At 65.2% G+C, this 21,129-nt stretch carries 20 protein-coding genes; 15 read left to right on the top strand and 5 right to left on the bottom strand.

All coding sequences use genetic code 11. The annotated features are described in order from the left end of the window. Positions 1-335 (bottom strand): TRAP transporter small permease (locus BLT16_RS17670; RefSeq protein ID WP_143025090.1); only part of this gene is annotated, 335 nt, incomplete at its 3' end. 79 nt (positions 336-414) lie between these two features. Next, a complete protein-coding gene (locus BLT16_RS17665) occupies positions 415-1,497 on the bottom strand; it encodes a TRAP transporter substrate-binding protein (protein ID WP_089659961.1) in 1,083 nt (360 codons plus the stop codon). A gap of 238 nt (positions 1,498-1,735) precedes the next feature. On the opposite strand from BLT16_RS17665, the gene BLT16_RS17660 reads away from it, so the two are divergent. From BLT16_RS17660 to BLT16_RS17640, 5 genes are read left to right on the top strand one after another with little or no spacing between them, the layout of a single operon-like run. Then, positions 1,736-3,484, top strand: a complete 1,749-nt coding sequence (locus tag BLT16_RS17660; protein WP_089659959.1) for an IlvD/Edd family dehydratase — start codon at positions 1,736-1,738, stop codon at positions 3,482-3,484. A 47-nt stretch (positions 3,485-3,531) separates the two neighbouring features. Then, positions 3,532-5,334 (top strand): IlvD/Edd family dehydratase, encoded by a 1,803-nt coding sequence (locus BLT16_RS17655; RefSeq protein ID WP_089659957.1) that lies wholly within the window; start codon positions 3,532-3,534, stop codon positions 5,332-5,334. Between the two features lies 1 nt (position 5,335). Then, entirely contained in the window at positions 5,336-6,280 is a 945-nt protein-coding gene (locus BLT16_RS17650; protein ID WP_089659955.1) for a DMT family transporter, read from the top strand. Positions 6,281-6,311: 31 nt separating this feature from the next. Next, a complete protein-coding gene (locus BLT16_RS17645; RefSeq protein WP_089659953.1) occupies positions 6,312-7,085 on the top strand; it encodes a FadR/GntR family transcriptional regulator in 774 nt (257 codons plus the stop codon). Between the two features lie 45 nt (positions 7,086-7,130). Then, the gene (locus BLT16_RS17640) at positions 7,131-8,057 is read left to right on the top strand and encodes a Gfo/Idh/MocA family protein (protein WP_089659951.1); all 927 of its coding nucleotides are present in this window, start codon (positions 7,131-7,133) and stop codon (positions 8,055-8,057) included. Positions 8,058-8,074: 17 nt separating this feature from the next. On the opposite strand, the gene BLT16_RS17635 is transcribed toward BLT16_RS17640, so the two are convergent. Continuing rightward, positions 8,075-9,283 (bottom strand): ROK family protein, encoded by a 1,209-nt coding sequence (locus BLT16_RS17635; RefSeq protein WP_089659949.1) that lies wholly within the window; start codon positions 9,281-9,283, stop codon positions 8,075-8,077. A 190-nt stretch (positions 9,284-9,473) separates the two neighbouring features. On the opposite strand from BLT16_RS17635, the gene BLT16_RS17630 reads away from it, so the two are divergent. The 8 genes from BLT16_RS17630 to BLT16_RS17595 all read left to right on the top strand — a co-directional run bounded on the left by BLT16_RS17630 (position 9,474) and on the right by BLT16_RS17595 (position 17,912). Continuing rightward, positions 9,474-10,244 carry an SDR family NAD(P)-dependent oxidoreductase gene (locus tag BLT16_RS17630; RefSeq protein ID WP_089659947.1) on the top strand — a complete coding sequence of 257 codons (771 nt, stop codon included), beginning with the start codon at positions 9,474-9,476 and terminating at the stop codon, positions 10,242-10,244. Then, a complete protein-coding gene (locus BLT16_RS17625) occupies positions 10,244-11,773 on the top strand; it encodes a sugar ABC transporter ATP-binding protein (RefSeq protein ID WP_089659945.1) in 1,530 nt (509 codons plus the stop codon). Before BLT16_RS17630 ends, BLT16_RS17625 begins: the two co-directional genes overlap by 1 nt. Beyond that, positions 11,754-12,767, top strand: coding sequence for an ABC transporter permease (locus BLT16_RS17620; RefSeq protein ID WP_089659942.1), 1,014 nt, complete (start codon positions 11,754-11,756; stop codon positions 12,765-12,767). The genes BLT16_RS17625 and BLT16_RS17620 overlap by 20 nt, the downstream gene beginning before the upstream one ends. 53 nt (positions 12,768-12,820) lie before the next feature. After that, positions 12,821-13,789 carry an ABC transporter substrate-binding protein gene (locus BLT16_RS17615; RefSeq protein WP_245701748.1) on the top strand — a complete coding sequence of 323 codons (969 nt, stop codon included), beginning with the start codon at positions 12,821-12,823 and terminating at the stop codon, positions 13,787-13,789. 65 nt (positions 13,790-13,854) lie between these two features. Beyond that, on the top strand, positions 13,855-14,910 hold the full coding sequence (locus BLT16_RS17610) for a sugar phosphate isomerase/epimerase family protein (protein ID WP_089659939.1): 1,056 nt from the start codon (positions 13,855-13,857) through the stop codon (positions 14,908-14,910). A gap of 13 nt (positions 14,911-14,923) precedes the next feature. After that, a complete protein-coding gene (locus tag BLT16_RS17605) occupies positions 14,924-16,087 on the top strand; it encodes a Gfo/Idh/MocA family protein (RefSeq protein ID WP_089659936.1) in 1,164 nt (387 codons plus the stop codon). Next, the gene (locus BLT16_RS17600) at positions 16,080-16,979 is read left to right on the top strand and encodes an aldose 1-epimerase (protein ID WP_089659933.1); all 900 of its coding nucleotides are present in this window, start codon (positions 16,080-16,082) and stop codon (positions 16,977-16,979) included. The genes BLT16_RS17605 and BLT16_RS17600 overlap by 8 nt, the downstream gene beginning before the upstream one ends. Before the next feature lie 15 nt (positions 16,980-16,994). Further along, positions 16,995-17,912 (top strand): SMP-30/gluconolactonase/LRE family protein, encoded by a 918-nt coding sequence (locus BLT16_RS17595; RefSeq protein WP_089659930.1) that lies wholly within the window; start codon positions 16,995-16,997, stop codon positions 17,910-17,912. Between the two features lie 7 nt (positions 17,913-17,919). On the opposite strand, the gene argE is transcribed toward BLT16_RS17595, so the two are convergent. Further along, a complete protein-coding gene (gene argE / locus BLT16_RS17590; protein ID WP_089659927.1) occupies positions 17,920-19,080 on the bottom strand; it encodes an acetylornithine deacetylase in 1,161 nt (386 codons plus the stop codon). Between the two features lie 229 nt (positions 19,081-19,309). Here argE and BLT16_RS17585 point away from each other — a divergent pair, with 229 nt between their 5' ends. Continuing rightward, on the top strand, positions 19,310-19,762 hold the full coding sequence (locus BLT16_RS17585; protein WP_089659924.1) for a hypothetical protein: 453 nt from the start codon (positions 19,310-19,312) through the stop codon (positions 19,760-19,762). Positions 19,763-19,846: 84 nt separating this feature from the next. Further along, positions 19,847-20,782: a cation diffusion facilitator family transporter gene (locus tag BLT16_RS17580; RefSeq protein ID WP_089659922.1), complete on the top strand. Its 936-nt coding sequence runs from the start codon at positions 19,847-19,849 to the stop codon at positions 20,780-20,782. Between the two features lie 62 nt (positions 20,783-20,844). Here BLT16_RS17580 and BLT16_RS17575 read toward each other — a convergent pair whose 3' ends face one another. Next, positions 20,845-21,126, bottom strand: coding sequence for a DUF503 domain-containing protein (locus tag BLT16_RS17575; protein ID WP_089659919.1), 282 nt, complete (start codon positions 21,124-21,126; stop codon positions 20,845-20,847). Positions 21,127-21,129: the final 3 nt, after the last annotated feature.

Below are 21,129 nucleotides of genomic sequence, written 5' to 3'. Positions count from 1 at the left end.
GCCGGCAGCTTGCGCAGCAGATAATCCACGGCGATATGTTCAAAGCGTGCGAAGGCCGCCGCGGCGCCGGTGAAGATCAGCCAGATGAACAGCATGCGCGCCAGCTCGTCGGCCCACGGCAGCGAGTGGTTGAGCAGCGCACGGCCGACCACGTTGGCCGACACCGAGACGATCAGCGCCACCAGCAGGGCAGCGATCAGGTGCTCCATGCCGACGGTCAGCCAGCGAAATACCGCCGGGCCACGACGCTGCTCGGTGTCGATCTCCAGCGGCTTGCGGCGGGGGTCGTCGAGAAACTCGGCCGGATCCGGGGGTGGGGTATGAGGGGTATCCATTGACGCTCCAGGGATGAACGATGGTGACGCGGGGCTGCTGCCCCGCGTCTGACTCATGGGATGCCCGAGGGCAGACGCCTTAGTCGTTCATGGTGTCTTCGACGATCTGCTGGATCTCGGCGACCAGGTCTTCGCCGATGCGCGGTGCCCACTGGTCGTAGACCGGCTGCACGGCCTCCTGGAAGGCGGCGATCTGGTCATCGTCGAGGCGGGTGATCTGCATGCCGCGCTCTTCGAGCTGATCGCGGGCCCAATCATCATACTCGGTGGCCAGCTGGATCTCGTAGGCGGCCGCTTCACGGGCCGCTTCCTCGACCAGCTCCTGGTAGGCCGGGTCGAGTCGATCCCAGGTGCGCTCGGACATCATGATGATGAATGGCGTGTAGACGTGACGGGTCTCGGAGCCGTAGTCCTGCACCTCATGGAAGTTGGAGGTAAGGATGGTGCTCCAGGGGTTCTCCTGGCCGTCAATCACGCCCTGCTCCATGGCCGAGAACACCTCACCGAACGCCATCGGCGTGGGATTGGCGCCGAGCGCTTCCCAGATGCTCAGCTGCACCGGGTTCTCCATGGTGCGGATGGTCAGGCCACTGACATCGAGGCCGGCGACATCCTCGGGGGACTCGACAGCGCGCACGCTGTTGGTCAACTGGCGATAGCCATTCTCGTGGTAGGCGAAGGCCTTGATGCCGGTACCGTCGAATTGATCGAGAAGGTCCAGCGCCACATCGCTCTCCATGACGGCAATGGCCGCTTCACGGGATGGCAGCAGGAACGGGAGATCGAATACCGCCAGCTCTTCGACGTAGGTAGTGGCCGGAGAGGTCGACGGGATGGTCATGTCCAGCGAGCCGGTCTGCAGCATCTCCATCATCTGAGCGTCATCACCCAACTGGCTGTTGGGAAAGACGTCGACAGTGAGGCGGCCTTCGGTGCGCTCGGAAAGGATGTCGCCGAAATGCTGGGTGGAAATATACAGCGGTGAGGTCTCGGCCAGGCCGAGGCCGACACGAATGTTGTGGGAGCCCAGATCCTCGGTGATTACCTCGCCCTCGATGGGGGGCGGATCGGAAAGGTCCGGGGTGTTGGCATGGGCAAACGAGGTGGCGAAGAGCGTGGCGCCGGTGATGGCCAGCGTGAGCTTGTGTAGCGAGAAATGCATGCTGAGAGCCTCCATGAGCAGCCTTGCGGACGCGGTGGCGTGCGTGCCCGCTGACTGCGCAGGTTGTTTTTGTCAGTGACGATCACTAGGTCGGCACGACGATTCAGTCGTCGTGCCTGATAAGAATGTCGGACTTATTGGCAATTTGTTCAACATATACTTTTGTATGTGTCGACTAGTGGGGGCAAGAGCGCTACCGTCAATTCATGACATCTCGCTGGCATCAAATGAGGCGCCCATGAACTCCCAGCCCAAACGCCCCCTTCGCTCGGCCGCATGGTTTGGCAGCGCCGACAAGAACGGCTTCATGTACCGCAGCTGGATGAAGAACCAAGGCATCCCCGACCACGAGTTCCAGGGCAAGCCGATCATCGGTATCTGCAACACCTGGTCGGAGCTGACGCCCTGCAACGCTCACTTCCGTAAGCTCGCCGAACACGTCAAGAAGGGGATTCTGGAGGCCGGTGGCTATCCGGTGGAGTTCCCGGTGTTCTCCAACGGCGAGTCGCTGCTGCGGCCGACGGCGATGTTCACCCGCAACCTGGCGAGTATGGACGTCGAGGAGGCGATCCGCGGTAATCCGCTGGATGCCGTGGTGCTGCTGGTAGGCTGCGACAAGACCACCCCGGCGCTGCTGATGGGCGCAGCCAGCTGCGATATTCCGACCATCGTGGTCAGCGGCGGGCCAATGCTCAATGGCAAGCACAAGGGTAAGGACATCGGCTCCGGCACCGTGGTCTGGCAGCTCTCCGAGCAGGTCAAGGCCGGCACCATCTCGCTGCACGATTTCATGGCCGCCGAGGCCGGCATGTCGCGCTCGGCAGGCACCTGCAATACCATGGGCACTGCCTCGACCATGGCCTGCATGGCCGAGTCGCTGGGGACTACGCTGCCGCACAATGCGGCGATTCCGGCGGTGGACGCGCGGCGCTACGTGCTGGCGCACCTGTCCGGCAATCGTATCGTCGAGATGGTCGACGAGGACCTCAAGCTGTCGAAGATTCTGACCCGCGAGGCGTTCGCCAACGCTATCCGCACCAACGCTGCCATTGGCGGTTCGACCAACGCGGTGATCCATCTCAAGGCGATCGCCGGTCGCATCGGCGTTGATCTGCCACTGGACGACTGGACGCGCATCGGCCGGGGTACGCCGACCATCGTCGACCTTCAGCCCTCGGGGCGCTTCCTGATGGAGGAGTTCTACTACGCCGGTGGCCTGCCGGCGGTGCTCAAGCGCCTGGGCGAGGCCGACCGGCTGCCCCATAGGGATGCCTTGACCGTCAACGGCAAGACGCTGTGGGACAACGTGCAGGATGCGCCCCTCTACGATGACGTGGTGATCCGTCCGTGGGACAAGCCGCTGCGTGAGGATGGCGGCATGTGCGTGCTGCGTGGCAACCTGGCGCCCCAAGGCGCCGTGCTCAAGCCCTCGGCGGCGACCCCCGAGCTGATGACCCACCGCGGCCAGGCCGTGGTGTTCGAGAATTTCGACGACTACAAGGCGCGCATCAACGACCCCGACCTCGAGGTCAGCGCCGACAGTATCCTGGTGATGAAGCACTGCGGACCGCGCGGCTATCACGGCATGGCGGAAGTGGGCAACATGGGGTTGCCGGCCAAGCTGCTCGCGCAGGGCGTCACCGATATGGTGCGGATTTCTGATGCGCGCATGAGCGGCACCGCCTATGGCACCGTGGTGCTGCACGTGGCACCGGAAGCGGCTGCTGGCGGTCCCTTGGCGGCGGTGCGCAACGGCGACTGGATCAGCCTCGACTGCGAGGCCGGCCAGCTGCAGCTGGAGATCGACGACGCCGAGCTCGCCGCGCGCCTGGCGCAGGACGATCCCGGCGCGGCCTCGCGGCGCATCGCCAGCGATGGCGGTTATCGCCAACTGTATATCGAGCATGTGCTGCAGGCCGACGAGGGCTGCGATTTCGACTTCCTGGTGGGCTGTCGTGGGTCTGAGGTACCGCGGCACTCGCACTGAACACCGACATTGATCGCTGGTATTGAATCAGCGGGTGGAGCAAGACGATGGCAACACACAACCGTATCAGCCCCGACCAGCTGCGCTCGCGCTACTGGTTCGATAACCCCGAGCACCCGGGCACCACGGCGCTGTGCATCGAGCGCTACCTCAACTACGGCCTGACGCTGGAGGAACTGACCGGCGGCAAGCCGATTATCGGCATCTGCCAGTCGGGATCTGACCTCACGCCGTGCAATCGCCATCATATCGAGCTGGTGAAACGGGTGAAGGATGGCATTCGCGCCGCCGGCGGCGTGCCGTTCGAGTTTCCGATGCACCCGATCCACGAAAACGTACGGCGACCGACAGCGGCACTGGATCGCAACCTCGCCTACCTGGGGCTGGTCGAGGTGCTGCACGGCTATCCGCTGGATGGCGTGGTACTGACTACCGGCTGCGACAAGACCACCCCGGCGGCGCTGATGGCTGCGGCCACGGTCAACATTCCCGCCATCGTGCTCTCCGGTGGGCCGATGCTCAACGGCTGGCGTGGGCCGGACCGGGTTGGCTCCGGCACCATCATCTGGGAGCTGCGCAAGCGCCTCGCCGCCGGCGATATCGACTACGCCGAGTTCCTCGCCCGGGCCACCGACTCGGCGCCCTCGGTGGGCCACTGCAACACCATGGGCACCGCCTCGACCATGAACTCGCTTGCCGAAGCGCTGGGCATGAGCCTGCCCGGCTCGGCGATGATTCCCGCGCCCTACAAGGCGCGCGCCATGGTCGCCTATCAGACCGGCGAGCGCATCGTCGACATGGTCTGGGATGACTTGCGTCCCAGCGACGTACTGACCCGTGACGCCTTCGAGAACGCCATCGTTACCTGCTCGGCGCTGGGTGGCTCGAGCAACGCGCCGGTGCATATCAACGCCATCGCCCGGCACGCCGGGGTCGAACTGGATAACGACGACTGGCAACGGCTGGGGCACGAGATTCCGCTGCTGGCCAACGTGATGCCGGCCGGCGCCTTTCTCTCCGAGGAGTTCCACCGCGCCGGCGGCGTGCCGGCGGTGATGGGCGAGCTGCTCGGCGCCGGCAAGCTGCACGGCGACGTTCAGACGGTCAACGGTCGTACCCTGGCGGACAACCTGGTGGGGCGCGGGATCGAGGATCCTGCGGTGATCTGCCGCTATGCCGAACCACTGGTCGAGCACGCCGGCTTTCTCAACCTCAAGGGCAACCTGTTCGACTCGGCGCTGATGAAGACCAGTGTGATTTCGCGGGAGTTTCGCGAACGCTTTCTCAGCGACCCCGACGACCCCAACGCCTTCGAAAGCAAGGTGGTGGTGTTCGATGGCTCCGAGGACTATCACGCCCGCATCGACGACCCGGCGCTCGAGATCGACGAGCGCACCGTGCTGGTGATGCGCGGCGCCGGGCCGGTGGGCCACCCCGGCGGCGCCGAAGTGGTCAACATGCAGCCACCGGAAGCGCTGATTCGTGCCGGTATCGAGTCGCTGCCGTGCCTGGGCGACGGGCGTCAGTCGGGGACCTCCGGCTCGCCGTCGATTCTCAACGCCGCCCCGGAGGCGGCCACCGGCGGCGGCCTGGCGCTGCTCGAGGATGGCGATCGGCTGCGCATCGACCTGGGGCGGCGCGAGGTGCGGCTGCTGGTCGATGATGCCGAGCTCGCCGCGCGTCGCCAGCGTCTCGAACAGCAGGGCGGCTATCGCTATCCGGACCACCAGACCCCCTGGCAGGAGATTCAGCGCAGCATGGTAGAACCACTGGACCGCGGCATGACCCTCGAGTCGGCCACCAAGTACCGCGACGTGGCGCGGCGCAGCCCGCCCAGGGACAACCACTGATATGTCGGCATTTGCATCGCTCTCCCACCGCCAGCAGGGCCTGCTGCTGACCGCCGGTGGGGCGCTGATCATGGCCCCCGATGCGCTGCTGATCAAGGTCGCCAACCTTCCCGACGCCGAGATTCTGATGTGGCGCGGCTTCCTGTCGGCGCTGGGGTTCTTCCTGATTGCCTTGATGCGTCACGGCAACGGTATCTGGGGCGTCTATCGCCGCTGTGGCTGGACCGGCATCGCCGTGGCACTGCTGTTCAGCTTGACGACGTGCGGCTTCGTGCTCGGCAACCAGTACACCAAGGCTGGCAACGTGCTGATGATCCTGGCCGGTGCACCGCTGATTGCTGCGGCGCTGTCGTGGGTGGTGCTCAAGGAGCGCCTGCCGCGGCGAACCTGGATTGCGATCTGGCTGTGCCTGGCGGGGATCGCCATGATTGCCTTGGACGACGCCGGCGCGGGGTCCTGGGTAGGCAACGCCTTTGCCCTGATGGCGGCCACGACGCTGGCAATCAATTTCACCCTGTGCCGCACCCGGCCCGGGATCGACATGAGCCCGATGCTGGTATTCAACGGTATCATCGTCGGCAGCGTGGCCGGGCTATTCTGGCTGGCCGGCGGCGAGCCCTCGCTGCCGGCGACAAACCAGCTCGCGGTGGTGGTCCTGCTGTGCCTGATCATCGTGCCCTGCGGGGTGACCCTGCTGCAGCGCGGCCCGCTCTATCTGCCTGCCGCCGAGGTGGGGTTGCTGCTGCTGCTCGAAGTGGTGGTGGGCACGCTGCTGGCATGGTGGATCATTTCCGAGCAGCCGGCGCCCATGGCGCTGGTGGGCGGTGCCCTGGTGCTAGGTACGCTCACCGTCAAAGGGCTCTACGAGCGACGGCTGGAACTGCGCCTGCGCGCCGGCGCTGGAGCGGCGCTACAACAGCGAGCGGAGGGCGCGGATACGGTATGATATCGAGGAATCGCAACAGGGGCTTACTGCTTTGACGTCACCACTCTCCAAGCCTGCGGCAGCCAAGCCTACGGCGCGACCCAGTATCGCCGAGCATCTTGCCGAATCGATCTTTGCCGGGCGTTACCAGCCCGGCGACTTCGTGCCTCGCGAACTGGACCTCTGCGAGCGGTTCGCTATCAACCGCTCGGCGGTGCGCAGCGATCTGCGTCAGCTGGTCGATGCCGGCATCATCGAACGCATCTCCGGCCACGGTTCCAAGGTACGGGAATACAGCGAGTGGCATATCCTCGACCCCCAGGTGACCGAATGGATGACCCGCTATGCGGCGCCCAACCCGGAGATCCAGCGTGAGATCCTGGCCTTTCGTCTCGACGTCGAGCCCTATGTGGCGATGACTGCGGCGCGGCGTGCCAAGGCGCGCGATCTGGTCGCCATCGAGGAGGCCTTCGAAGGGCTGGGGCAGAACCTGCGCAACGCCAGTTGCGCCGAGGAGCGACGCTTGCACAGCGAGTGCGACGTGGCCTTTCACGTGGCGATCTTCAAGGCCACCCACAACATCGTCTGGGCGCAGCTATCGCATATCCTGCGCCCCTCGATTCACCTGCTGGTGTCGATGTCCAACGAAAGCGCCAACGATCCCGACGATAGCCTCGAGCGTCACCGCGTGTTGATGGAGAGCATCCGCATGCGTCGCCCGCGTGAGGCCTTCCTGGCCGCCCAGGCGGTGCTCGCCGGCACCGCCGATGCGCTGGGCCTGGAGCCTGGTACCAGCACGCTGGGGCGCTGTGTCGAGTTGCCTTAAGGCGCTGTTTCCCACTGTCCTGGTTATCTGCAACAAGGTCGATACATGTTTGATATAACGCTTGGGCTGGTCGGCGTAGGCAAGATCGTCCGCGACCAGCACCTGCCCGCCATTGCCGAGACGCCCGGCTGTCGGCTAAGGGCCACCGCCGATCCCCATGCCTCACTGGCGGAGGTGCCGGCTTACGCCGATATGGCCGCCATGCTCGATGCTCACCCCGAGATCGAGGCCGTAGCCATCTGTACCCCGACCGATCTGCGCCACGCCCAGGCACGCCTGGCGCTGTCACGCGGCAAGCACGTGCTGCTAGAGAAGCCGCCCGGGGCGACCCTGAGCGAGGTCGAAGACCTGATCGGCGTCGCCAACCAGCAGGGCGTCACGCTGTTCGCCGCCTGGCATTCGCGTTTCGCCCCGGGGGTTGCCGAGGCGCGCCAGTGGCTGGCCGAGCGGCGCATCGAGCGCGTCGAGATCGTCTGGAAGGAGGATGTGCGGGTCTGGCATCCAGGGCAGGCCTGGATCTGGCAGCCGGGCGGTATGGGCGTCTTCGATCCCGGCATCAATGCCCTGTCGATCGCCACCGAGATCCTGCCCCAGCCGTTCTTCCTGCGTCGGGCACGACTGCTGGTACCCAGCAACTGCCAGACGCCGATCGCCGCCGAGCTGAGCTTCAGCGACCCAGAGGGCGCTACCATCGGGGCCGAATTCGACTTTCGCCAGAGCGGCCCGCCGACCTGGGATATCCATGTCGACACCGATGCCGGCTCCCTGAGCCTGACCCAGGGCGGCTGCCGCTTGAGCATTGCTGGGCAGCGCGTGCGAGAAGAAGCCGAGCGCGAGTATGTTGGCCTCTATGCGCGCTTCGCCGAGCTGATCGCAAGCGGCCGACGCGAGGTCGACGTGGCGCCGCTGCGCCACGTTGCCGACGCCTTCATGTATGGCCAGCGTGATGCCGGCGAGGCCTTCTTCGAGTAAGACCGGGTAGCGGGGCGCTAGCGCCCCGAAAGCAGCGATGAATCGCTCGCCTGCAAGGTGATGGCGATACCGCCGAGGCAGGTCATGTCGCGATCCCAGGGGCAGCTGACGATACGTGTGGGGCCGATCAGCTCGCTGACCAGCGCCTCGTCGATGGCGTCCTGCATGGCCTCCTGCATGGCCGCGTAGCCGCGTACCCCGGAGCCGGTCACCAGCACCAGATCGGGATTGAACAGCGCCAGTAGATTGGCCATACCGTAGCCCAACGCGCGCCCTGCCTCGGCGAAGATGCGCTGGGCCTCGGGGTTGCCCTGCATGGCCAGCTGAGTCAGCGCTTGCATCTGCTGCTCCGAGGGGTGGGCGCTGTCGCCGGCGGGTAACTCGAGCACCTCGCGGGCTTCGCGATAGAGCGCATAGTCGCTGGCATAGGCTTCGATACAGCCGCGCTTGCCGCAGGCACACAGCGCCCCCCCCGGCTGATACTTGCTGTGACCGAACTCCGCCGCGGAGCCGTTGGCTCCCAGAAAAGGCACGCCGTCGATCATCACCGACATGCCGATGCCGTACCCCAGCATGATCACTGCCAGATTGGGATAGCCGGCATAGGCCGGCTTGGTTGCCAGTACGCTGGCGATGCAGTTGGCATCGTTCTCGAGCAGTACCGGGCAATCGAAGCGGTCGGCCAGTGGAGCCGAGAGCGGCGCGTTGCGAAAGCTCAATGCCGGCGACCAGATCAGCGTACCGCTGTGGGATGACACTACCCCCTGTACCGCTAAGCAGATGCCGACCAGGCGCCGGTGGCTGGCCAGTGCCGTGGTGCGGACGGCGGCAATTTTCTCTTCCAGAAGTGCGGCGAGAGCATCCGGCGTCAGGGCCAGGGTCGCTACGCTGTGGTGCTCGCTGTGCTGCAGCTGGCCGGCGTAGTCGCCCACCACCAGTTGCAGTTCATTGATCGACAGCTTGACGCAGATCACGCAGGCCGCCTCCGGGGCCAGCTGGACCAGCGTCTTGGGGCGCCCGCGTCCGCTCGGGCGCTGCACGTCGGGCGGAAGCTCGGTGATCAGCCCCAATTGCAGCAGATCAGCGCTAATCGAGGTTACGGTCGCCGAGCTGATGCCGTTGAGGATGCCAAGGTCGACGCGCGCCACCGGGCCTTGCTCCCGCAGGCTGCGAATGACCGCCAGGGTGTTGTCGTGGCGGCTGCTGTCATGAGGCTGATAGGCCATGGGACTCGCCGTTGCTGTGGGTCGGGGCAGTCTACCAGAGTCGCCATGCTGCCACGGGCTGCGCTGCCAGGGGCGAGCGATGGACAAAAATGCGACCTAAGTTGCATATGCAGGTATTTATTTTAGGGTCTAAATTAAATATAAGCCAGCTGCTCTACAGCTTTTGACAATAACAACAGGGGAGATTGCCATGCGCGAGCCGATGGCCCGCTATCCCAGTCTTGATGAGCGCGTTGTTTTCGTGACCGGTGGCGGTGGCGGAATCGGTGCGGCTCTGGTCAAGGCCTTTCATCATCAGGGGGCACGCGTCGCCTTCGTCGATATCGACGATGCCGCCAGCCAGACGCTGTGTCGCGATCTCGAGGCCCAGACCGGCCGCGCCCCTGACTATCATCGTTGTGACATTCGCGACATCGCCGCCCTGCAGGCCGTCATCGATCAGGTGAGTGAACGCCATGGGCCGATTCGCACCCTGATCAACAACGCTGCCAACGACGACCGCCACGACTGGCGTGACGTGAGCGTCGACTACTGGGATGAGCGCATGTCGCTCAACCTGCGGCCAATGTTCTTCTCGAGCCAGGCGGTGGCCGAGCGGATGGCCCAGGCCGGTGGCGGTTCGATCATCAACTTCGGTTCGATCAGCGTGCGTCTGGCGCTGGGCAACCTGCCCACCTACGTGACTGCCAAGTCAGCGGTTCACGGCCTGACCCGCAGCCTGGCGCGGGACCTGGGCGAACAGAATATTCGCGTCAATACGGTAGTGCCTGGCTGCATCATGACCGAGCGCCAGCTCGACAAGTGGATCGGCCCCGAGGACGAGGCACGCATCCAGCAGCACCAGTGCTTGAAGGTGCGGCTGGCACCGGAGCATGTGGCGCCGATGGTGCTGTTCCTGGCTGCTGACGACAGTGCCCAGTTGACCGGACAGGAATTTCCTGTCGATGCGGGGTGGGGCTGATGAGCACTCAGGATCAGCCGTTGCTGTCGGCACGGCGTATTTGCCGCTCGTTTGGCCCTAACCAGGTGCTGTTCGATATCGACCTCGACCTGGTGCCGGGTGAGGTGCACGCGCTGCTGGGCGAGAACGGCGCCGGTAAGTCCACCCTGGTCAAGATCCTCTCGGGCTATCTGAGTGCCACCTCCGGTGACATCCACCTGGACGGAGAGGCGCGCCACTATCGTGGCAGTGGCGAAGCGGAAGCCGACGGGGTGGTGATGATCCATCAGGAACTGGCCCTGGCCGAGCAGTTGAGCGCCGAGGAGAACATCTTCCTGGGGCGCGAACTGCGCCGCGGCCTATTCCTCGACCGTAAGGCCATGCGTGAGCGCTGCCGTGAGGCGCTGGCAGAACTCGAGACTCGGGTCGACCCGCGTGCCAGGGTCAAGGACCTCAGCACCTCCGACCAGCAGATGGTCGAGATCGCCAAGGCGATCACCCGCGACGTGCGGGTACTGATCATGGATGAACCCACGGCCACCCTTACCGAGCATGAAGTCGAGGTGCTGTTCGCACTGATCGCGCGGCTGCGTGAGCGCGGCGTGGCGATTCTCTATATCTCTCACAAGCTGCGCGAGATCGAGCGGATCGCCGACCGGGTCACGGTGCTGCGCGACGGTCGCTTGATCGATAGTGGCCCGATGGCCGGGCGCAGCAAGGAAGCGCTGGCGCGGCTGATGGTGGGGCGAGAGATCACCGACATGTACCCCGAGCGCAGTGCGCTGGCCAGCGACGCCGAGGTGGTGCTTGAGGCCCGCAACATGGTGGTGCCCGGGGCCGTCAAGCAAGCGAGTTTTACGCTACGCCGCGGCGAGGTGCTGGGCTTCGGCGGGGTCGTCGGCGCTGGCCGCACGGCGCTGATCGAGGCGCTGCTGGGGCTGCGTCCGCGCAGCGCGGGCGAGGTGTTGCGCAATGGCCAGCCGGTAGCGCTGCGCCACCTTCGCGACGCGGTGCGCCAGCGCATCGCCTACCTCACCGAAGACCGCAAGGGCAAGGGGCTGGTCCTCAACATGGGCCTGCGCCCCAATCTCACGCTGCTCAACCTGCGCGCCTACTGCCGTCCGCTGATCGATCGCCGTCGCGAAGAGCAGGCCTTTCATGAGGCCATCGAGCGCTTCGACATCCGCCTGCGTACCGAAGCGCGCACCGCTGCCGAGCTCTCCGGCGGCAACCAGCAGAAGCTGCTGTTGGCCAAGGTCATGACCATCGATCCCGAGATCGTAATCATCAACGAGCCGACCCGCGGCATCGACGTGGGCACCAAGCATCAGATCTATCACTTCGTGCGCGAACTCACCGAGGCCGGATGCTCGGTGATCCTGATCTCCTCGGAGATGTCAGAGCTGATCGGCCTCTCGCACCGGGTGGCGGTGATGTGCGCCGGGGTGCTGACCGGGGTGCTCGAGGGCGAGCAGATCAACGAACACGAAATCATGCAGTACGCATCGGGTATCAAGGGGGTGGGAGTCGATGAACAGCGTCGTGCCTAACAACAAGTCAGTCGCTCGGAGCCAAGCCTCCTTCGATCTAAAGACCTGGGGGCCGTTCATTGCGCTGATGGCGTTGGCGCTGCTGGGGGTGTTGATCAACCCGGCCTTCCTGGGGTTGGACAACCTCTCCAACATGCTGACCCGCAGCGCCTTTATCGGCATCATCGCCATTGGCGCCACCTTCGTGATTACCGCCGGCGGGCTGGATCTCTCGGTGGGGTCGATGGCGGCCTTCATCGCCGGGGTGATGATCATCCTCATGAACAGCCTGGTCGAGCAGTTCGGCCCCGGCCTGACCACGATCTTACTGGGCATCGGTGCCTCGTTGCTGCTCGGGCTGTGTGCCGGCTTCATCAACGGCATGGTGACCACCAAGGGCAAGATCGAGGCCTTTATCGTGACCCTGGGCACCATGGGGATCTACCGCTCGCTGGTGACCTACCTCGCCGATGGCGGCACCCTGTCGCTGGACTGGGGGGTTCGCGATATCTACCGGCCGGTCTACTACGGCAGCCTGGTGGGGATTCCGATTCCGGTACTGGTGTTCCTGCTGGTGGCGGTGGTCGGCTACATCCTGCTCAACCATACCCGCTTCGGTCGCTACTGCTTCGCCATCGGCTCCAACGAGAAGGTGGCCGAGTACAGCGCCATCCACGTCGATCGCATCAAGACCATGACTTACATGCTGCAGGGTGTGTGCGTGGCGCTGGCGACCATCATCTACGTGCCGCGGCTGGGCTCGGCATCGGGGGCCACCGGGGTGCTCTGGGAGCTCGAGGCGATTGCCGCGGTGATCATTGGCGGCACCGTGCTCAAGGGCGGGCACGGGCGCATCTGGGGCACGGTAGTGGGGGCGATCATGCTGACCATGATCGGCAACATCCTCAATCTCACCGATGCCATCTCCAACTATCTCAACGGCACGGTGCAGGGGATCATCATCATCGTCGCGGTGTACCTGCAGCGCGCGTCGTGGAGGAAGTCGGCGCCATGAGGTGCCTATACAAGCAGCAGCATAACAAGCACAAGCAGCAGAGGAGCATCACCATGCCTACAACCAAGATGATAAATACCAAGATGACGGTAGCGGCCTTCGCCGCAACCGCGGCACTAGGGCTACCCACCCTTGCCGCGGCACAGGATTACACCATTGGCGTATCGATTCCTGCCGCCACTCATGGCTGGACCGGCGGGGTTAATTTCCACGCCGAGCAGGCCAAGGAGCGGCTCGAGGCGCTGCACCCCGAGATAGCGATCACCATCTCAACGGCCAGCGACCCAGGTGGCCAGGCCAACGACCTCGAAGACCTGGTCTCGCAGCGCAACATCGATGCGCTGGTGGTGTTGCCCTTCGAGTCCGGGCCGCTGACCGACCCGGTGCGCCGCGTCAAGGAGTCCGGTGTGTTCGTGACCGTGGTCGACCGCGGGCTCGAACAGGAGGGCATCGAAGACCTCTATGTGGCCGGCAACAACCACGAGATGGGCCGGGTGTCCGGCGAGTACATTCGCGACCAGCTCGATGGCGAGGGCGACATCGTGGTGCTGCGCGGGATCCCCACGGTGATCGATGAGGAGCGCGTGCAAGGCTTCCAGGAGGCCATCGAAGGCTCCGACATCAACATCCTCGACATGCAGCATGCCAACTGGAACCGCGACGACGGCTTCGAGGTGATGCAGGACTTCCTGGCGCGCTTCGAGCGCATCGATGCAGTGTGGGCCCAGGATGACGACATCGCCCTTGGGGTGATCGAGGCGGTGCGCCAGGCCAACCGTGAGGATGAGCTGTTCATCGTCGGCGGGGCGGGCATGAAGGACATCATCGCGCGGGTCATGGAGGGTGACGAGCTGATACCGGTCGACGTGCTCTATCCGCCGGCGATGATCGCCACCGCCATGGATCTCACCGTGCAGCACTTCGTCTCCAACGGCCCGGTGGTGGGTGAGTACATCCTCGGCTCGCCGCTGATCACCCAGGAGAACGCCGAGCAGTACTACTTCCCCGATTCACCGTTCTGATCGAGCCGGCGGGCGTCACGACGCCCGCCGGCCTCCATCTTCCGACAACCATCGGAGAACTCGCTATGCAAACCATCAAAGGGCCGGCGATCTTCCTTGCCCAGTTTGCCGGTGACGACGCCCCCTTCAACAGCCTCGACAGCATCGCTGCCTGGGCGGCGGGGCTGGGCTACAAAGGCGTGCAGATTCCCAGCTGGGATGCGCGCCTGATCGATCTGAAACGTGCCGCCGAGAGCCGCACCTACTGTGACGAGATCAAGGGCACCCTGGCCGAACACGGTCTGTCGTTGACCGAACTCTCCACCCACCTGCAGGGTCAGCTAGTGGCCGTACACCCGGTCTACGATGAGGTCTTTGACGGCTTTGCGGTACCCGAGGTGCGCGGCAATCCCCAGGCTCGTCAGGCGTGGGCGGTCGAGCAGCTGATGCTGGCCGCCAAGGCGTCGCAGAACCTCGGCCTCACCGACCACGGCACCTTCTCGGGCTCGTTGGCCTGGCCGTTCCTCTACCCCTGGCCGCAGCGCCCGGCAGGTTTGATCGACACCGCCTTCGACGAGCTGGCCAAGCGCTGGCGGCCGATCCTCGACGCCTTCGACGAGGCCGGGGTCAACCTCTGCTATGAGATTCACCCCGGCGAGGATCTGCACGACGGCATTACCTTCGAGATGTTTCTCGAACGGGTCGGCCATCACCCGCGCTGCCATATTCTCTACGACCCCAGCCACCTGATTCTGCAGCAGCTCGACTACCTGGGCTTCCTGGACGTCTACCGCGAGCATATCCAGATGTTTCACGTCAAGGATGCCGAGTTCAATCCCAGTCCCAAGCAGGGCGTCTATTCCGGCTACCAGTCGTGGACCGAGCGGGCCGGGCGTTTCCGCTCGCTGGGCGACGGCCAGATCGACTTCAAGTCGATGTTCTCGTGGATGGCGGCCAACGACTACCACGGCTGGGCGGTGCTGGAGTGGGAGTGCTGCCTCAAGCACCCCGAGGTCGGTGCCCGTGAAGGGGCCGCCTTCATTCGCGACCATATCATCCAGGTGACCGAGCGAGCCTTCGACGACTTCGCCGATGGGGGCGCCGACGAGGCGGCCAACCGTCGCTTGCTGGGCCTCGACTGAAGGATAGAACGACATGAGCCAACATCACGACACTCCCCGCCGGCTGCGCCTGGGCATGGTCGGTGGCGGCCAGGGAGCTTTCATCGGCGGCGTGCATCGCATCGCCGCGCGAATCGACGATCACTACGAGCTGGTGGCCGGGGCCTTCGCCTCCGACCCCGAGCGCGGCCGCGCGGCGGCCGCGGAGCTGCACGTCGCCAAGGAGCGTGCTTACCCTGATTACCGCGCCATGGCCGAAGCCGAGGGCCAGCGTCCGGACGGCATCGACGTGGTCGCCATCGTCACCCCCAATCATCTGCACTTCGACGTGGCCCGTACCTTCCTCGAGGCGGGCATCCACGTGATCTGCGACAAGCCGATGACCACCACTCTGGAAGATGCCCAAACGCTGGCCGCGCTGGTCGAACGCAGCGGGCTGTTCTTCGGCCTGACCTACAACTACTCCGGCTACTCGCTGGTGCGCCAGGCCCGCGACATGGTCGCCGCCGGTGAGCTGGGCGAGCTGCGGGTGGTGCAGGTCGAGTACCCTCAGGATTGGTTATCGACCCGCCTGGAAGAGAGCGGCGTCAAGCAGGCCGAGTGGCGTACCGACCCGCAGCGCAGCGGGCCGGCCGGCTGCCTGGGCGATATCGGCACCCACGCCTATCATCTGGCACGCTTTGTCACCGGGCTCGAGCTCGAGTCGCTGGCGGCGGACATGCACACCTTCGTCGAGGGCCGCGCCCTGGATGACAACGTGCACATGATGCTGCGCTTCAAGGGGGGCGCGCGGGGCATGCTGTGGTCGAGCCAGGTAGTGCCGGGCAACGAGAACGGCCTCAAGCTGCGGGTCTACGGCAGCCAAGGCGGCCTCGAGTGGTACCAGGAGGAGCCCAACCGGCTGATCCATTCGCCGCTGGGCGAGCCGCCGCGGATCCTGACCCGCAACGGCCCCGGCCTCGGCGAGGCGGCGCTGGCGGCAGCGCGGATCCCCCCCGGCCACCCGGAGGGCTATCTCGAAGCCTTTGCCCAGCTCTACGCTGATTTTGCCGAGCAGATCCGTGCCCGCCAAGCGGGGCGTGAGGCTACGGCGCTGGCGGCCAACACTCCGGGCGTGATGGATGGGGTCGACGGCCTGCAGTTCATCACCGGTGCGCTGGCCTCGTCTGCGGCCGGAGGCGGCTGGGTGGATGTGTGAGGCGCTGACCCTCGACAACGGCCGCCTCAGGCTGGTGGTCGCGCCGGGCAACGGCGCCTGCGTGGTGCGTTTCGACGCCCTGACGGCGGCGGGCCCGGTGCCGCTCTTTCGGCCCGGGGAAGGGCCGGATGACGACCCCAACCGCATGGGCATGTATCCGCTGCTGCCGTGGTCCAACCGTATCTCCGGTGGCAGCTTCGCCTGGCGTGGCCAGGAATATGCGCTACCCGCCAACCTGGCCGGCGAGCCGCTGCCGATCCACGGCGACGGCTGGCAGCAGCCCTGGCGGGTGGTGGCGCTGGCGCCAGAGAGGATGCGGCTCGCGCTGCACTCGGCCTGGCAGCCGCCCTTCGACTATCGGGCCATGCTGGATTATCGGCTGCAGGGCGCCAGCCTGGTGGTCGATCTAACCCTGACCCACCTCGGCCTACGGCCCACCCCTTACGGAGTCGGCCTGCACCCCTGGTTTCCCCGCACGCCGGACGTGCGGCTGTCGGCCCCGGCCAGCGGGGTCTGGGAGGTGGATGCCGCACAGCTGCCCACCCATTGGCGGCACCTGGCCGCCGATGACCCTTGGCAGTTTGCCGACAATGCGGCCCTGCCCGAAGGTGGCATCGACAACCTGTTCAGTGGTTGGCGCGGTCGCGCTAGCATGAGCTGGCCGCAGCGCGGGCTGAGCATGGCGCTGAACGTTGCGCCGCAGCTCAGCCGCTACCTGGTGTTCTCGCCGGGCAGCGATGCCGACTTCTTCTGTTTCGAGCCGGTCAGCCATGCGGTGGATGCCCACCATTTCGACGATCCACTGGCCGAAGGGCTAGTCGAGCTGGCAAGCGGTGACTGTTTACGGCAGCGCTGGCGGTTCGGCCCGGTGCAGTGGCACGACACGCAATAACCGAGGAGAGGCGAGATGGCGGCGGATGACATCGAGATCGTGCACGCACTGGACATGAGCCTGGGCGAGAGTCCGCTGTGGTCGGTAGCGCGCCAGACGCTCTACTGGGTGGATATCAATCGCGGCACGATCTATGCCTGGCAGCCCGCCGGTGAGGCGCCGCCGGAGAGGATCCGCTTGGAGGAGAAGATCGGCTGCATTGCGCTGTGTGAAGACGGGCTGCTGGCATCGATGAGCTCGGGAATCGTGCGGCTGCGTTTGCCCTTCGACGGCCGGCTCGAACGCCTGGCGGCCAATCCGGAGTGGAAGAAAGAGGGGAAAGAAGCGCGGCAGGAGGGGCAGGGCAACCGCTTCAACGACGGCCGTTGCGATCCCGCCGGGCGCTTGTGGGTCGGCACCATCGACGCCGAGGAGGCCCATCCCACGGCGGCCCTCTACTGCCTCGACGGCGGGCAGCTCAAGCGCCGTGTGTCGGGCATCGGTATCTCCAACGGCTTGGCCTTTAGCCCCGACCGGCGCTGGCTCTACCACACCGACTCGCTGACAAGGCGTATCCTGCGCTACCCCTTCGACGTGGAGCGCGGTGAGCTGGGAGAGGGCGACACCTGGGTCGACCTCGAGGCGCTGGGGCTGCCCGGCGTGCCCGACGGCGCGGCAGTGGATAGCGAAGGCTGCTACTGGAGCGCCCTCTACGACGGCGGTCGTGTGGTGCGCTTCTCGCCCCAGGGCGCGCTGCTGGCCGAATACCCGGTGCCGTGCCCACACCCCACCATGCTGGCATTCGGCGGCGCCGACCTGCGCACGCTCTATATCACCACTGCCACCCAGCACCTGGATGGCGAGGGCCGTGCGCGCTGGCCGGCAGCGGGCAGCCTGCTCAGCCTGCCGGTCGCGGTGCCCGGCCTCGCCGAGCCGAACTGGGCGGGGCGTTGAGTTCGTCTCATGCTGTCACCAACTTCTTACCCAGCGCCTGCATGAAGCGGCTGCCGGCCTCGAGCTGCTCGATGTCGATATACTCGTCGGGCTGGTGGGCCTGGCTGATGCTGCCGGGGCCGCAAATCACCGTGGACAGCCCCTCGCGCTGGAACTGGCCGGCCTCGGTGGCGTAGGCCACGGCGCCGCCTGAGGACTGCTCGCCCAGCAGGTCGTGGCAAAGCGTCAGCGCCCCGGCGTTGTCGCGGTCGGCCAGCGCCGGCACGGTGGCGTTGAGTGTCTCGGTGACGATACCGGTGTGCGGCGCGCGCTGCTGCATCTCGGTTTCCAGCTCGCGGGCGTAGTCGGTAATGCGCCCCAGCAGGTCGTCGAAACGGTCCTGGGGCAGGTGACGAATCTCCCAATCGAAGCTGCACTCCCGAGCCATGATATTGATCGCCGTGCCGCCGGCAATCTTGCCGACATGCAGGCTGGAGTGGACCACATTGAAGGCCTCATCGACGCGGCCCTCGGCCTTGAGCTCGCCCATCACGTCCTCGATCTTGGTGACCAGCCGCGCGGCGACGTGGATCGCCGAGACGCCCTGGTTGACCTGGCTGGAGTGGGCGGCGTGGCCGGTCACGGTGGTGCGCAGGTTGGTGGCGCCCTTTTGCGCCACCACCGGTGCCATCGAGGTGGGCTCGCCGACGATCACCGCCGCCGGGCGTGGATGGTCGGCCATCAGCCGCTCGATCATGCGCGGCGCCCCCACGCAGCCGATCTCCTCGTCGTAGGAGAGCGCCAGGTAGATCGGCTTGGGCAGGTCGAGTGTTACCCAGCGCGGCACCTCGGCCAGGGCGCAGGCGATAAAGCCCTTCATGTCGCAGGTGCCGCGACCGTAAAGGCGGCCGTTACCCTTGTCGACCAGCATGAAGGGGTCGCTGGTCCACGGCTGGCCGTCCACCGGCACCACGTCGGTATGCCCCGACAGCACTACGCCGCCCTCGACGGCGGGACCGATGCGCGCCAGCAGGTTGGCCTTGCTGCCGTCGTCGCTGTCGATGCGCCAGTGCTGCACGCCATACTCGTCCAGGTAGGCCTCGACCCACTCGATCAGCGCCAGGTTGGAGTCGCGAGACACGGTGGGAAAGCCCACCAGCGTCTCCAGCAGCGTCGCCGCGTCGTTCATGCCTTGGTCCCTCGTGGTGGAGTCCTGCCAGCCTAGCATGGGCCGGGGGCGTCTTCGCCACCTACGCGGTCTGCGATACTTCTTGGGATACCGCCACATGTTTATAAAATGGGATTTTTTCGACACGTCCCGCGGTCATGTCGATGGCATCGACATGACCGCCGCTACGGAGAGGCGTGAAGTTAAATAACGCTAATCACGTTAGCCTAACCGCGACTGTGGAGCCACGATGAAGCCCTTTTCTATCCTGCTGATCCGACTGCTGGGCCTTTACATCTTCCTGCAGACCCTATTCGCGTTTCTTCCCGCGCTGCTTGCGCCGAATGCCGCTGAGTTCTGGTCGGGTGAGGTGCTGCCAGTTGCCATCGCCACGCTGGCCGTGCCGATGGTCGGCGGTGTGCTGCTGTGGTGCTTCGCCGCTCGCCTGGCCGACAGGCTCCATGGTGATGCCGGAGATGATGTCCAGGTCAAGGACGATGATCTGGTGCGTGCCGGCACCTTCCTGATCGGCACGTATCTGTTGGTCCGTTATATCAGCATGCTGGTGGGCGCCTATGTCGCCTCTGGCAGCGTGGCCTACGATGCCCTGGTCGCTGTGGTGGCGGGGCTCGGCATGATGCTGGGCAGTGGGGGCCTTGCGGCGCTGTATCGCAGGGTCAAGTATTTCGGGGCCGATAGGTAAGCCGTGTAAAGAAGCCCCTGATCATATCGGCTGTTGCTACACTGGGCGGTTTGTAGGCGACGTCGGCATGGGAGCAGAGCGTTCGTGAGAAGAGAGTCCAGTACCCTGGCATTTTCCGCCTTTATGGCCCTGCTGATCGGCAGTGTGGGCATCGTGGCGACCCTTGCCACCAACTCTCAGGCCATCCTGCTGGATGGGCTGTTCAACCTCATCTACTTTTGCGTCGCACTGGTGACCATCAAGGTCAGCAAGCTGGCCAGCCGCCCGGATAGTGATTCCTACCCCTTCGGCTACAGCTACTTCGAATCGCTGGTCAACCTTTGCAAGGGGTTGCTGATACTGGGGGTCTCCCTCTTTGCTCTGGTGGATGCCGTTGTCGCGCTGCTGACAGGGGGGCGCATGATCTCTGCGGGACTGGCCGTAATGTATGCGCTTTTTGCTACGGCAGCCTGCTCATTGACAGCCTGGGTCATGCACCGCAGCCAGCGCCATGTGCATAGCCCGTTAGTGGTAGCCGATAAGTTCAACTGGCTGGTGAACAGCGTGATCTCGGCGGCGGTGCTTGCCGCCTTTTGCTTAGTCCTGCTGTTCGAACATGTGGGCTGGCAGGCGGTGTTGCCGTATGTCGATGCGGTATTAGTGATAGCGGTCGTTGTACTGTGCCTAGGGGTGCCCGTGCGTATGGCCTCTCAGGCGCTACAGGAACTCCTCAACAAGACCCCGGACGAAACGGTCGCAGAGCCCGTCCGCCAAGCGGTGGCACGCGGACTCGCGGATGTTGAGACCCAGGAAGTCCGGGTAAGAATGGTGCGTCCGGGGCGCCTGCTGTACGTCATGGTCCATGTCGTGCTTGACGTCGATCACCCGCAGTCGTCGCTTGTCTGCCAGGATCGGTCGCGCCAGCGCATCGAGGAGGAAGTGCGCCAATATTACTCACCTGTTGTCTGCGATGTGGTCTTCACCGCTGACAAGCGCTGGGCAGCGCCTTCCTGCGGATTGTTGGTGGAAAAGCGCCCCTGATACCAGGCGTGAGCCTGCATTGGGGGCGGGCGCTCTGCGCAGGCTGTCCGGTAGGCCGCCCACTAAAGCACCTCCCGCGTCACCTCCATGACCCGCCCATCTACGCCGCGTTGGATCTTATCTTCGATCTCGCTGCACAGCGACTCCATCTTCGGCAGCGTGGTGGCGGCGACCACGAAGGTCCATTCGCTGGCCTCCAGGCGGTCGTGCTCGCCGCTCTCGCAGACCGCGACCGCCGGGTTGCGACCGAAACGCTCATGCAGGCCGCCCATGCGCTGGCGCTTCTCCTTGAGGGAGCGACAGCCGGGCAGGGAGATGGTGAGGGTCAATACAGCAATATGCATGGG

This window comes from Franzmannia pantelleriensis, assembly GCF_900102875.1.
GTDB lineage: Bacteria > Pseudomonadota > Gammaproteobacteria > Pseudomonadales > Halomonadaceae > Franzmannia > Franzmannia pantelleriensis.
Note: the sequence above shows the minus strand (reverse complement) of the source record. Positions and strands in the feature narration are given on the sequence as shown.